Raw genomic sequence first — 13,692 nt, 5'->3', positions numbered from 1 at the left:
CCGCGCCGTGCCCGTCCGTCCGCTGCTGGCCCGCTTCACCTCCCGGCTCTCGCTGCGCGCCCGGCTGCTCGTGCTCGCCCTCGCGCTCGTCACCACCGGGCTCGTGGTCAGCGACACCATCGTGCTCGGCACCGTCCGGGTGCAGCTCGTCGAGCAGATCGACCAGCAGCTCCAGCGCTACGGGCCGGCGCTGTCCCACCGGCCCGCGGGCAAGCTCAGCCCGCCCGACGTCCCCGGCCGGCCCGCCCAGGGCGCCGGACGGCGCGGCCAGTACCTGCCCAGCCAGTACCTGGTGCAGTACCTCTCCTCCGACGGCAAGGTGCAGGGCGTCATGCGCCAGCCCGTCTCCGACACCGACCCGGCGCCCCAGCTCGCCGGGCTCGACCCCGCCGCCACCGCCCCCGACGTCCCCTTCGACCTGCCCGACCAGCGCGGCCACCGCACCTGGCGGGTGCTCGTCCTGCCGCTCCAGCCGCAGCGGTCCGCCCCCGCCACCGCCGGCGCCTACGCCTCGCCGCAGGTCACCCCCACCTACCTGATGGTCGCCGTCTCCCGCGAGGACATCGACGCGACCATCCGCAAGCTCCGCACCTCCTTCCTCGCCATCGGCGGCGCCGTGTTCGTCCTCATCGCCGCCCTCGGCTTCTTCGCCGTGCGCACCGGACTGCGCCCGCTGCGCACCATCGAGGCCGGCGCCGCCCGCATCGCCGCCGGCGAACTCTCCCACCGCATGCCCGGACCCTCGTCGCGCACCGAGGTCGGGCGGCTGTCCATCGCGCTCAACGGGATGCTCACCCAGATCGAGGCCGCGTTCGCCGCCCGCGCCGAGTCCGAGGCCCGCATGCGGCGGTTCATCGCCGACGCCTCGCACGAACTGCGCACCCCGCTGGCCGGCATCCGCGGCTTCACCGAGCTGTACCGGATGGGCGCGCTGCCCACCGAGGAGGACGTGCGGCGCACCATGACCCGGATCGAGAGCGAGGCCGTGCGCATGGGCACCCTCGTCGAGGACCTCCTCGTGCTCGCCCGGCTCGACGAGGAACGCCCGCTCGACCTCGCCCCGATGGACCTGCGCACCCTCGCCGCCGACGCCCTGCACGACCTGACCGCCCTCGACCCGACCCGCCCGGTCGCCCTCACCGGTCCGGCCGGGACGGGTGCCCCCGGCGCGGCCCCGGTCCTCGGCGACGAGGCGCGGCTGCGCCAGGTCGTCACCAACCTGGTCGGCAACGCCGTCAAGCACACCCCGCCCGGCACCCCCGTCCGGATAGGCGTCGGCGGCGGCCCGGACGGCGTGTGCCTCCTGGAGGTCGCCGACTCCGGCCCCGGCCTCACCGAGGAGCAGGCCCTCCAGGTCTTCGAGCGCTTCTACCGCGTCGACGCCTCCCGCAGCCGCCAGGACGGCGGCGGCGCCGGCCTCGGCCTCGCCATCGCCACCGCCCTCACCCACGCCCACGGCGGCACCCTCACCCTCCAGACCGCCCCCGGCTCCGGCGCCACCTTCCGCGTCGAACTCCCCACGACGCAGCCCGCCTGACCCCGATCGGGTGAACGTCGGCTTATTCCCCCGGGTGGCTCCTCGCTCGTGTGCGACCGTGCGGCTGTTGCTTGTGCGAGATCGCGCGGGCTCACCACACGGGACGGGAGAGAGATGTCTCGAATGAGCGTGCTTGCTGCCGAGGAGACCATCGTGGACCGGGACCAGGTGCTGTGGGAGATGTGGAAGTCCGCGGTGTTCGCGATCGGGCCCGAGAGCACCGGGGAGCGGTGTGGCTGAGGCAGGGGTGTCGTTCCGGCAGGACCTGGCCGAGTGGCGGGTGGCTCTGGTCGCGTGGCGGCTGCTGGTGTTGCAGGCGGCGCATCCGGTGGTGGGTGCGGGGATGGACGAGCACTCGACGTACCACGCGCATCCGTGGCGGCGGGTGGAACATACGCTGGGGAGCGGGCGGCGGCTGTTCTACCAGGACGCGGACGCGCTGCGGCGGGAGGTCGCGCGGCTGGAGCGGGCGCACAAGCGGATCCGCGGCACGGACGCGGACGGCCGGGCGTACGACGCGAAGGATCCGGAGACCAGGGCGTGGGTGCTGCTGACGCTCTTCGAAGCCGTCGTCACCATGCGGGAGCTGGGCGGCGACCGGTACGACGCGGGCGAACTCGCCGCCGCCTACGCCGAGTTCACGGATGCGGTTGCGGCCTTCGAGCTACCCGATGGTGAACTCCCTGCGACCGCAGCCGACTTGCGGGGCTACTTCACCCGGATGGCGCGGGAGCGGCTGGAGTTCACCGAGTCGGCGCGCTACCTGCTCTTCGACATCCTGCGCGAGGCGCCCCGGCCGCGCCGGCTCCGCTTCCTCGGGGACCGCGGGTGGCGGGCCGTGCGGGCGGTGGTGGCCCGGGTGGTGACGGCGCTGACGGTCGCCGACCTGCCGCCCGTCGTCCGGGAGCGCTTCGGCCTGGTCCGCACCCGCCGCGCCGCGCTCCTGTCGTGGCTGCTGCACCGCGGCGCCGGCGGTGTGCTGCGCCGCCTGCCGGACCACCTGCGCCACCGCTCGCCCGAGCAGCGCCCGCCGGCCCGCTGGCGCCCGACGCGGCGGGACACCCGCCGGCCCCGGCTGGACCAGTTCTTCCGCGAGGTGCTCGACCAGACCGGCGACGGCCACCTCACGGTGCACGACCTGCGGGCGATGGCCCACAACGTGTGCTGGCAGCTGGAGCTCGACGACGCCGGCGAGGCCGCCGTCCACTCGGCCTTCGAGGGCTGGTGGGAGCAGCTGCGGGAGAGCATGGACGCCGACGGCGACGGCAAGGTGAGCCGCGAGGAGTTCGTCGCCGCCACCATCGCCGGCTGCGACCGCGACCCGGCCTACCTGGAGGCCGGCCTGCTGCCCGCGCTGCGTGCCGTCTTCGCCGCGGCCGACACCGACGGCAACGGTCACCTGGACGCCGACGAGTACCGCGCGGTCTTCGGCGGCCCCCGCGTCCACCCGGCCGAACTCTCCCACGGCTTCCGCCGGCTGGACACCGACGGGGACGGCCGGATCACCCTCGAGGAGTTCCTGCGCGGCTTCACCGATTTCTTCACCGCCCGCGCCTCTTCCGTCCCGGGCACCCAGTTGCTCGGCCGCCCGTAGCCGAGAGGGTCGAGCCCCGCACCACCGGGTGGTGCGGGGCTCCGGCATGTCAAGGGCCGGTTCGTCCGAATCCGGTGGCGGAACTGGACCCCACCCCGGGTGGGGGTCACTCGTAAGGATGATGGATACTGCCCTTGTGAACGTGTTCACGTTCACAAGCGGACAAGCTTGTGTGGTTGGGCAACGGTCTACGGCTATAGAAGAAGTTTGTCCTGAATGTGCCCGAAGGGGCAGGTTGGAGAGAGGGCGACGTGGAACTGGCAATCGCTCACGAAACCATCGCCAGATGGCAATTCGGCATCACCACCGTCTACCACTTCCTCTTCGTCCCCCTCACCATCAGCCTGGCCGCCATCGTGGCCGGGCTGGAGACCGCCTGGGTGCGGACGAACAAGGAGAAGTACTTCCACGCCACGAAGTTCTGGGGGAAGCTCTTCCTGATCAACATCGCGATGGGCGTGGTCACCGGCATCGTCCAGGAGTTCCAGTTCGGGATGAACTGGTCGGACTACTCCCGGTTCGTGGGCGACGTCTTCGGGGTCCCGCTCGCGATGGAGGCGCTGATCGCCTTCTTCTTCGAGTCGACCTTCATCGGGCTGTGGATCTTCGGCTGGGACAAGCTGCCGAAGAGGATCCACTGCGCCTGCATGTGGATGGTCGCCCTCGGCACCGTGCTCTCCTCCTACTTCATCCTCGCCGCCAACTCCTGGATGCAGCACCCGGTCGGCTACGCGATCGACCCGGTCACCGGCAAGGCGCAGCTCACCGACATCACCAAGGTGCTGTTCCAGAACACCACCCTCACCGTCGTCGCGCACACCCTGACCGCGGCCTTCCTCACCGGCGCGGCCTTCATGGTCGGCATCGCGTCCTTCCACCTCTGGAAGGCCAAGCGGAGGCCTGAGACCGCCGACCCCGAGAAGACCGCCGTGATGCGCACCTCGCTGCGGCTCGGGCTGGTGCTGGCCGTCGTCTTCGGCCTGGGCACCGCGATCAGCGGTGACTCGCTGGGCAAGGTGATGTTCGAGCAGCAGCCGATGAAGATGGCCGCAGCCGAGGCGCTGTGGGACACCCAGTCGCCGGCGCCGTTCTCGGTCTTCGCGATCGGTGACGTCAGCAAGGGCCACAACTCGGTCGAACTGGAGATCCCGGGGATACTCTCCTTCCTCGCGCACAACGACTTCAGTTCGTCCGTCCCCGGCATCAACGACACCGCGGCCGCCGAGGCCGCCAAGTACGGCGGCGACCCGAAGGACTACATCCCGAGCATCTTCATGACCTTCTGGGGCTTCCGCCTCATGATCGGCTTCGGGATGACCTCCTTCGCGGCCGGCCTGATCGGGCTCTGGACCACCCGGCGCAAGCTCTTCCTGCGGCCGCGGTTCCGCACCGGCGACACCGAGGTGCCGCGGCTGATGCTGACCCCCACACGCGAGCTGAGCCCGCTGCTCACCAAGTGGAGCTGGCGGATCGGCATCCTGACCATGGGCTTCCCGCTGATCGCCAACAGCTTCGGCTGGATCTTCACTGAGATGGGCCGCCAGCCCTGGGCCGTGTTCGGCCTGATGACGACGGCCGGCGCGGTCTCCCCCAACGTCGGCGTCGGCACCCAGATCGGGGCGCTCACCACCTTCACCCTGCTGTACGCGGTCCTGGCCGTCATCGAGGTCCGGCTGCTGGTCAAGTACGCCAAGGCCGGACCGGTGGTGACCGAGCAGCCGCCGGCCGTGGACCCGACCCTGCGCGGGCCGTCCCCGGACGAGGACGCCGACAAGCCGCTCGCGTTCGCCTACTGAGCACCACAGGGATCTGACATGCAACTCCACGACGTCTGGTTCGTGCTGATCGCCGTCCTGTGGATCGGCTACTTCTTCCTGGAGGGCTTCGACTTCGGGATCGGCGTGCTCACCAAGCCGCTGGCCAGGAACACCGCCGAGCGGCGGGTGCTGATCAACACGATCGGCCCGGTCTGGGACGGCAACGAGGTCTGGCTGCTGACCGCCGGCGGCGCGACCTTCGCGGCCTTCCCCGACTGGTACGCGACGCTGTTCAGCGGTTTCTACATCCCGTTGCTGGCCATCCTGGTCTGCCTGATCGTGCGCGGCGTGGCCTTCGAGTACCGGGCCAAGCGGGACGGCGAGCGCTGGCAGCGGAACTGGGAGGAGGCCATCTTCTGGACCTCGCTGATCCCGGCCTTCCTGTGGGGCGTGGCCTTCGCCAACATCGTGCGCGGCGTGGACATCGACGCGCAGAAGAACTACGTCGGCACCCTCTGGGACCTCCTCAACCCGTACGCGCTGCTCGGCGGCCTGGTGACGCTCAGCCTCTTCACCTTCCACGGCGCGGTGTTCGCCGCGCTGAAGACGGTCGGCGAGATCCGGCTGCGGGCGCGCAGGGCCGCCCTGCAGGCGGGCGTGGTGACGGCGGCGCTGGCCCTGGTCTTCCTGGTCTGGACGCAGTCCGACAGCGGCAACGGCCGGAGCCTGGTGGCCCTGGTCATCGCCGTGCTGGCCCTGGCCGGCGCCCTGGTGGCCAACCGACTCGGCCGCGAGGGCTGGGCGTTCGTCCTCTCAGGGGCGACGATCGTGGCCGCGGTGGCGATGCTCTTCCTGGCGCTCTTCCCGAACGTCATGCCCTCGACGCTGCACCCCGAGTGGAGCCTGACCGTCACCAACGCCGCGTCCTCGCCGTACACGCTGAAGCTGATGACGATCGTCGCGGCCGTGTTCACCCCGCTCGTGTTGCTCTACCAGGGCTGGACGTACTGGGTGTTCCGCAAGCGCATCGGCGTCCAGCACATCCCGGCCGGACACTGACGTGCGCCCGGTCGACCCCCGGCTCCTCGGGCACGCCCGCACCACCCGGGTCTTCCTCGCCGGATCCGTGCTCCTCGGCGGGGCGGGCGCCGTCCTGGTGGTCGCCCAGGCGGGCCTGCTCGCCGAGATCGTCGTGCGCGGCTTCCAGCGGAAGGCGACGCTCGGCGAGCTCACCACCCCGCTGGTGCTGCTGGCGCTGACCTCCGTCGGCCGGGGGCTGGTCGGCTGGCTCACCGAGCTCACCGCGCACCGGTCCGTCGCCCGGGTGAAGTCCACCCTGCGGCGCCGGCTGCTCGAGCACGCCACCGCCCTCGGCCCGGCCTACCTGGCGGGCCGGCGCACCGGCGAGCTCACCACCCTCGCGACCCGCGGCGTCGACGCCCTCGACGACTACTTCGCGCGCTACCTCCCGCAGTTGGCGCTCGCGGTGGCCGTGCCGGTGATCGTGCTGCTGCGGATCGCCGGGGCCGACTTCACCTCGGCCGCGATCATCGCCGGGACGCTGCCGCTGATCCCGCTGTTCATGGTGCTGATCGGGATGGCCACCCAGTCCCGGATGGACCGGCAGTGGCAGACCCTCGCCCGGCTCTCGCACCACTTCCTGGACGTGGTGGCCGGCCTGCCCACCCTCAAGGTGTTCAACCGGGCGCGGGCGCAGGCGACCACGATCGCCAGGATCACCGCCGACTACCGCCGGGCGACCCTTCGCACGCTGCGGATCGCGTTCATCTCCTCGTTCGCGCTGGAGCTGCTCTCCACGCTGTCGGTCGCACTGGTCGCCGTCTCCATCGGCTTCCGGCTGGTGGACGGCTCGCTCGACCTGGAGACCGGGCTGCTGATCCTGATCCTCGCCCCCGAGGTGTACTTCCCGATCCGCCAGGTCGGCGCGCTCTACCACTCCAGCGTCGAGGGGCTGACGGCGGCGGACGAGATCTTCGAGGTGCTGGAGACGCCGCTGCCCGCCGCCGGGACCCTCCCCGCGCCCGCGCTCGCCGGCGCGACCGTGACGGCGGCCGGCCTGGTCGTGCGGCACGCCGGCCGGACGGCGCCCGCGCTGGACGGTGCGGAGCTGACGCTGCGTCCGGGAACCACCGTCGCCCTGACCGGACCGAGCGGGGCCGGCAAGTCCACCCTGGTGTCCGTCCTGCTCGGCCTCACCGCGCCGGACGCCGGGGCCGTCCGGATCACCGCCGCCGACGGCCGTGCGTACGACCTCGCCGAGCTCGACCCGGCCACCTGGCGGCGGCAGATCGCCTGGGTGCCGCAGCACCCGCACCTGTTCGCCGGGACGGTCGCCGAGAACCTGCGCCTGCACCGGCCGGAGGCGGCCGACGCCGAGCTGTGGACGGCGCTGCGCTCCGCGCACGCGCTCGACTTCGTGACCGACCTGGACGCCGTGCTCGGCGAGGACGGCGCCGGGCTCTCCGCCGGGCAGCGGCAGCGGATCGCCCTCGCCCGCGTGCTGCTCGCCGCCGACCGCCCGCTCGTGCTGCTCGACGAGCCGACCGCCAACCTGGACGGCGCCTGCGAGGCGGCCGTCGTGGACGCCGTCCGGACGCTCGCCGAGGACCCGGCCCGTACGGTCCTGGTGGTCGCCCACCGGCCCGCGCTGCTGGCCGTCGCGGACGAGCACGTGCGGCTGGCTGGCGCCGCGGCTCCGGCCGTCCCCGCCACGATCGCGCCCCTGGCCCACAGCGGTCGGCCGGTCGCCGCGACCGCCGTCGAGGACGAGCCCCCGGCGGACGCCGCCGCGCCCCGGCTCGCGCTCTCGATCGTGCTCGGCGCGCTCGCCCTCGGCTGCGCCGTCGCGCTCATGGCCACCTCGGGCTACCTCATCTCGTACGCCTCCGAGATGCCGCCGGTGCTCTACCTGATGATGGCCGTCACCTCCGTCCGCGCGTTCGGCATCGGCCGCAGCGTCCTCCGGTACGCCGAGCGGCTCGTCTCGCACGACGCCGTGCTGCGCACCCTCGGCACGCTGCGCGCCGCCGTCTACCGGCGGCTCACCGCGCTCGCCCCGGCCGGGCTGCCCGCGTTCCGGCGCGGCGACCTGCTCTCCCGGCTGGTCGCCGACGTCGACGCGATCCAGGACCACTACCTGCGCTGGCGGCTGCCGGCCGCCGTCGCCGGTGTCGTGTCGCTCGCCGCAGCCGTCGCGATGGGCGCCTTCCTGCCCGCCGCCGGCGTCGTCCTCGGCGTCGGGCTGCTGCTCGCGGGTGCGGTGGTACCCGCGCTGGGCGGCCGCTGGTCGGCCGGTGCCGAGCGGCGGCAGGCACCGGCCCGCGGGCGGCTCACCACCGCCGTCGTCGACGCCCTCTCCGGCACCGCCGAACTCACCGTCGCGGGCGCGCTGCCCGGCCGGCTGGCCGCCGTCCGCGGCGCCGACGCCGCGCTGACCGGCCTGGCCGCCCGCTCGGCCGCCACCACCGCGCTCGGCACCGGGCTGATCACGCTGCTCGCCGGACTGACGGTGACCGCCGCCGCGGCCGTCGGCCTGCGCGGCGTGCACGCCGGGGCGCTGGCGCCGGTCTGCCTGGCCGTCGTCGTGCTCACCCCGCTCGCCGCGTTCGAGGCCGTCACCGGGATGCCGCTCGCCGTCCGCTCCCGCCAGCGCAGCCGCGCCGCGCGGGCCCGGCTGGACGAGGTGCTGGAGGCGGAACCCGCCGTCGCCGAGCCGGCCGAGCCGGTGGCGCTGCCCGCGCAGCCGCTGCCGATCGCCGTGCGCGGCCTGGCCGTCCGCTACCCCGGACGGACGGAGGACGCCCTGGCCGGGGTGGACCTCGACCTCACGCCCGGGCGCCGGATCGCCGTCGTCGGCCCGTCCGGCTCCGGCAAGACCACGCTCGCCCAGGCGCTGCTGCGCTTCCTGGAGCCGAGCGGGGGTGGCGTCACCTTCGCCGCCGGCCGTCCACAGGCTGTGGACGGCCGCGCGCTCGCGGGCGACGACGTCCGCCGGGTGATCGGTCTCTGCGCGCAGGACGCCCACGTCTTCGACAGCTCGCTCCGGGAGAACCTGCGCCTCGCCCGGCCCGGTGCCGACGAGGACGACCTGCGCGCCGCCCTGGCCGCCGCCCGGCTGCTCGACTGGACGGACGGCCTGCCCGACGGCCTCGACACCATGGTCGGCGAGCACGGCGCCCGCCTCTCCGGCGGCCAGCGCCAGCGCCTCGCGCTCGCCCGCGCCCTGCTCGCCGACTTCCCGGTGCTCGTCCTCGACGAGCCGGCCGAACACCTCGACCTGCCCACCGCGGACGCGCTCACCGCCGACCTGCTCGCCGCCACCGCCGGCCGCACCACCGTCCTGATCACCCACCGGCTGGCCGGGCTGGACGACGACACCGTCGACGAGGTGCTCGTGCTGGACGGCGGCCGGGTGGCCGAGCGGGGCCGCTGGTCGCAGCTGCTCGCGGACGGCGACGGGCGGCTGCACGCGATGTGGCGGCGGGAGCGGGAGGCGGACGGGCTGCTGGTGGCCCGGTAGCGGCTCGGCCGCGCCGTCCTTCGGATGAAAACCGTACAAACTAGGCTCATCTCCATGGACCCCACGCCGGACCTCCCCGCCGCCGCCCCGGAACCCACCCCGCACCGGGTGCCCGAGATCGCCTCGCTCGGCCTGGACACCCTGGTCACCGAGGTCGCGGAACGCCTCCAGTCGGCCGCCGCCGTCACCGACCGGATGCAGCGGCTGCTGGAGGCCGTCGTCTCCATCGGCGCCGGACTGGACCTGCACGCCACCCTGCACCGCATCGCCACCGGCGCCGCCGAACTCGTCGACGCCCGGTACGCGGCCCTCGGCGTGATCGCCCCCGGCGGGCACGGCCTGGCCGACTTCATCCACGTCGGCATCGACGACGCGACGGCCGCCGGGATCGGCGAACTGCCCGCCGGGCGCGGCATCCTCGGCGCGCTCATCGACCGCCCCGAACCGCTGCGCCTGACCGACCTCGGCAGCGACCCGCGGTCCTCCGGGTTCCCGCCGCACCACCCGCAGATGAAGACCTTCCTCGGCGAACCGATCCGGGTCCGCGACGAGGTGTTCGGCAACCTCTACCTGACGGAGAAGAAGGGCGGTGGCGCCTTCACCCCCGAGGACGAGCAGGTCGTGAACGCGCTCGCCGCGGCGGCCGGCGTCGCCATCGAGAACTCCCGGCTGTACGAGGAGGGCCGGCGCCGCGAGCGCTGGATCGCCGGCGCCGCCGCCGTCACCACCGCGCTGCTCTCCACCGACGAGGCCGAGGTCGCGCTGACCGTCGCGGCCGAGCAGGTGCGGGAGCTGGCGGACGCGGCACTCGGCATGATCCTGCTGCCCACCTCCGCCGACGGCGAGGACGTCTGCCAGATGCGGGTCGCCCACGCGTCCGGCGAGGCCGCCGAGTTCGTCCGCGGGGAGCTGCTGCCCAAGGACAGCTTCGCGGCCCGGCTGCTCGCGGGCGAGAGCGTCCACCTCGACGACATGTCCAGCGACCCGACCGTGGTCATCCGGCTCGCCCGCAGCTTCGGCCCGTCCATGGCCGTCCCGATGATCGCCGCCGGCCGGGTGCTCGGCGGGCTCTGCGTCTGGCGCCCGCGCGGCGCGGTGCCCTTCACCGACAGCGAGAAGCAGCTCGCCGAGACCTTCGCCTCCCAGGCCGCGCTCGCCCTGCGGCTCGCCGAGGGCCAGCGCGACCAGCAGCGCCTCGCCGTCTTCCAGGACCGCGACCGGATCGCCCGCGACCTGCACGACCTGGTGATCCAGCGGCTGTTCGCCACCGGGATGATCCTGGAGAGCGCCGCCCGCCGCTCCGTCGTGCCCGAGGTGAAGGTCGGCATCGGCAAGGCCGTCGACGAACTCGACGCCACCATCCAGGAGGTCCGCACCACCATCTACGCGCTCCAGCACGACAACCACGGCGACGTCCCCGACACCCTGCGCACCCGGGTCCTGCGCGAGGCCAGCCAGGCCGCGGCGGCGCTCGGCTTCAAGCCCGCGGTGAGCTTCGTCGGGCCGGTGGAGAGCCTCGTCGGCGACAGGACCGGGCGTCAACTGCTGGCGGCACTGAGGGAGATGCTCTCCAACACCGCCCGCCACGCCCGGGCCTGCCGGGTCGGCGTGGAGATCGACGCCACCGTGCACCTCGACGACGCCGGACACCCCGTCGGCGGCGACCCGGAGTCCCTCGACCGCGGTGGCCGGCCCGGGGTGCTGCTCACCGTCACCGACGACGGCATCGGCATCCCCGCGGGCGGCCGGCGCAGCGGCCTCCTCAACCTCACCCGACGCGCCGAGGCCCTCGGCGGCGACGCGTGGCACGAGGTCGGCCCGTACGGGAAGGGCACGAGGGTCCGCTGGACGTCCCGGCTCTGAGGGCTCCGAGGGCTCCGAGGGCTCCGAGGGCTCTGAGGGCTCCCACGGCTCCGAGGCCGGGCCGACCGGGCAGGCCTTCGGCAGCCCGCGCGACCGGCGTACCGCGGACCACGTCAACGGCCGCTCCGGCTGAGTCCTCCGGTCAGACCGAGGGGAGTCCGAGGAGGAGCTCCAGCACCGCCGCGACGCCGTCCTGCTCGTTGCTCACGGTGTGCCGCGGCACCGCCGCCAACACCTGCGGGTGCGCGTTGGCGACGGCGTACGCGGTGCCGGCCCAGTCCAGCATCTCCAGGTCGTTCGGCATGTCGCCGAAGGCGACCACCTCGGCGCGGTCGATGCCGTGCCCGGCGCACCAGCGGGCCAGCGTGCTGGCCTTGGTGACGCCGGGCGCGCTGATCTCCAGCAGCGGGATCGGCGCGGAGCGGGTGATCTCGGCCAGGTGCCCGGCGGCCTCGCGGGCCTCGCCCAGCAGCTTGTCCGGGTCGAGGTCCGGGTGCTTGGCCAGCAGCTTGAACAGGCCGTGCACCGGCCCGTCCGGCCCCAGCAGCAGCTCCGCCGGACCGATCGGGTGGTCCACGTCCTCGCCCCACATCGGCACCTCGTACCCGGGCTCGCGGGCGAACCCGGCCGGGTACTCGAAGGCGAACGACGTACCGGGCAGCTTGGCGCGCAGGAGCTCGACCACGGCCAGCGCGGCCTCCGCGGACAGCGGGAAGGACTCCAGCAGCTCGCCGCGCCGCACGTCGACGACCGCGCCGCCGTTGGAGCAGATCGCCACCCCGTGCCCGCCGATGTGCGCGCTGACCTGCTGCATCCAGCGCGGCGGGCGCCCGGTCACGAACACCACCCGCACCCCGGCCGCCTCGGCCGCGGCGAGTGCGGCGGCGGTGCGGTCGGTGACGGTGCCGCCGCCGCACAGCAGGGTGCCGTCCAGGTCGGTGGCGATCAGGCGGGGGGCGCGGGGTTCGGTCACCGGTCCATCTTCGCCCATCGGCGGGGCACCGGTCACCGAGGAGGTCCGCAGGCCCGGGGGCGTGCGTGCTTCGACCCGGGTCGGCCTTCTTTCGGCCCCGCAAGCGCCGTTTCCGGCCGATTCGCCCGGGGCGGGGGTGTCCGGCTTCCGCCCTCCGGGCAGGACCGGCATGGCCGATCAGACGGCCACCCCGTCGGCAGGAAGAGCCATGCCCACTCGCCAGCTTCGTGACGAGCCGCTCCCGACCGCCCCTTCCGCAGCCTGCGCCGCCTCGCGCGAGCCCGTCCTCCTCGGCGACGTCCTGTTCCACGCCCTCGCCGAGATCGCCCGCCGGGGAGCTCCGGACGGGCCCGCCCGGCCCGCCGGGCCGGAGCCGAAGCTCCCCGCCCAGCGCACCCGTCCGCATCCGTAGCGGGCCGCGCTCAGCCGAGCTGGGCGAGGCCCTCGGTGGCGATCTCCTCGAAGACGGCGAGGTCGTTCTCGAAGACCGAGTCCGGCACCGGCCAGTGGATCACCAGCTCGGTGATGCCCAGGTCCCGGTAGGTGCCGGCCCAGTCGACGAAGGCGCCCAGCGACCGCAGCGGCTTCTCCGCGGTCGAGCCCTGGAGCAGCACCTTCTCCAGCGTCGCGACGTCCCGGCCGTTGGCCTCGCAGGCCGTGGTGAGCTTGGCGATCTGCCGCGCGATGACCTCGGGCGCCTGCTCCACCGGCACGTCCGCCGGCCCGCGCGGGTCGCCGTAGGTCACCCAGCCCTGCCCGTGCTCCGCGGCCAGCCTCAGCCCGCGGGGGCCGGTCGCGGCCACGTAGAACGGGACGCGCGGCGTCTGCACGCAGCCGGGGATGTTGCGGGCCTCGACGGCCGAGTAGTAGGTGCCCTCGCGGGTGGTGGCGTCCTCGCGCAGCAGCTCGTCCAGCAGCGGCAGGAACTCGCCGAAGCGGTCCGCCCGCTCCTTCGGCGACCACGCCTCCTGGCCCATCGCCGTCGCGTCGTACCCGACCCCGCCGGCGCCGATGCCGAGCGTCAGCCGCCCGCCGGAGACGTCGTCCAGCGTGATCAGCTCCTTGGCCAGCGTCACCGGGTGCCGGAAGTTCGGCGAGGTGACGAGGGTGCCGAGGCGCAGGCGCTCGGTGACCGTCGCGGCCGCGGTCAGGGTCGGGACGGACCCGAACCACGGCTCGTCCCGGAACGACCGCCAGGACAGGTGGTCGTACGTGTACGCGGCGTGGAACCCGAGCTCCTCGGCCCGCCGCCAGATCTTCTGCCCCTCGCCCCACCGGTGGATGGGGAGGATCACGGTGCTCAGTCGCATGGCTTCGACCCTACGTGGCCGGTGCGCCGGTGTCCGGTGGTGCGGGGGGACCTAGGGGTGCGCCGATGCCGGGGTGGGTGCGCGTGGGGCGACGGTGGGAGGCGCTAGTCTGTCCGCC

At 73.8% G+C, this 13,692-nt stretch carries 9 protein-coding genes; 7 read left to right on the top strand and 2 right to left on the bottom strand.

The genetic code is table 11. The features are described from left to right. Positions 1 to 7 precede the first annotated feature (7 nt). The 6 genes from PUR71_RS22965 to PUR71_RS22940 all read left to right on the top strand — a co-directional run bounded on the left by PUR71_RS22965 (position 8) and on the right by PUR71_RS22940 (position 11,291). The gene (locus PUR71_RS22965) at positions 8 to 1,537 is read left to right on the top strand and encodes a sensor histidine kinase (RefSeq protein WP_329928965.1); all 1,530 of its coding nucleotides are present in this window, start codon (positions 8 to 10) and stop codon (positions 1,535 to 1,537) included. A 232-nt stretch (positions 1,538 to 1,769) separates the two neighbouring features. Beyond that, positions 1,770 to 3,131 (top strand): EF-hand domain-containing protein, encoded by a 1,362-nt coding sequence (locus tag PUR71_RS22960; RefSeq protein WP_329928964.1) that lies wholly within the window; start codon positions 1,770 to 1,772, stop codon positions 3,129 to 3,131. 251 nt (positions 3,132 to 3,382) lie between these two features. Continuing rightward, entirely contained in the window at positions 3,383 to 4,927 is a 1,545-nt protein-coding gene (locus PUR71_RS22955; RefSeq protein ID WP_329928963.1) for a cytochrome ubiquinol oxidase subunit I, read from the top strand. 18 nt (positions 4,928 to 4,945) lie between these two features. Next, positions 4,946 to 5,947, top strand: coding sequence for a cytochrome d ubiquinol oxidase subunit II (cydB, locus tag PUR71_RS22950; RefSeq protein ID WP_329928962.1), 1,002 nt, complete (start codon positions 4,946 to 4,948; stop codon positions 5,945 to 5,947). 1 nt (position 5,948) lies between these two features. Then, a complete protein-coding gene (gene cydD, locus PUR71_RS22945; RefSeq protein ID WP_329928961.1) occupies positions 5,949 to 9,428 on the top strand; it encodes a thiol reductant ABC exporter subunit CydD in 3,480 nt (1,159 codons plus the stop codon). Positions 9,429 to 9,482: 54 nt separating this feature from the next. Beyond that, positions 9,483 to 11,291, top strand: a complete 1,809-nt coding sequence (locus tag PUR71_RS22940) for a sensor histidine kinase (RefSeq protein ID WP_329928960.1) — start codon at positions 9,483 to 9,485, stop codon at positions 11,289 to 11,291. A 142-nt stretch (positions 11,292 to 11,433) separates the two neighbouring features. Here the strand turns inward: PUR71_RS22940 and PUR71_RS22935 are convergent, their stop codons facing one another. Beyond that, on the bottom strand, positions 11,434 to 12,282 hold the full coding sequence (locus tag PUR71_RS22935; RefSeq protein ID WP_329928959.1) for an HAD family hydrolase: 849 nt from the start codon (positions 12,280 to 12,282) through the stop codon (positions 11,434 to 11,436). Positions 12,283 to 12,472: 190 nt separating this feature from the next. Here PUR71_RS22935 and PUR71_RS22930 point away from each other — a divergent pair, with 190 nt between their 5' ends. Next, positions 12,473 to 12,676 (top strand): hypothetical protein, encoded by a 204-nt coding sequence (locus PUR71_RS22930; protein ID WP_329928958.1) that lies wholly within the window; start codon positions 12,473 to 12,475, stop codon positions 12,674 to 12,676. 10 nt (positions 12,677 to 12,686) lie between these two features. Here PUR71_RS22930 and PUR71_RS22925 read toward each other — a convergent pair whose 3' ends face one another. Continuing rightward, a complete protein-coding gene (locus PUR71_RS22925; protein WP_329928957.1) occupies positions 12,687 to 13,574 on the bottom strand; it encodes an LLM class flavin-dependent oxidoreductase in 888 nt (295 codons plus the stop codon). Positions 13,575 to 13,692: the final 118 nt, after the last annotated feature.

This window comes from Streptomyces sp. SP17BM10, assembly GCF_036322405.1.
Classification (GTDB): domain Bacteria; phylum Actinomycetota; class Actinomycetes; order Streptomycetales; family Streptomycetaceae; genus Kitasatospora.
Note: the sequence above shows the minus strand (reverse complement) of the source record. Positions and strands in the feature narration are given on the sequence as shown.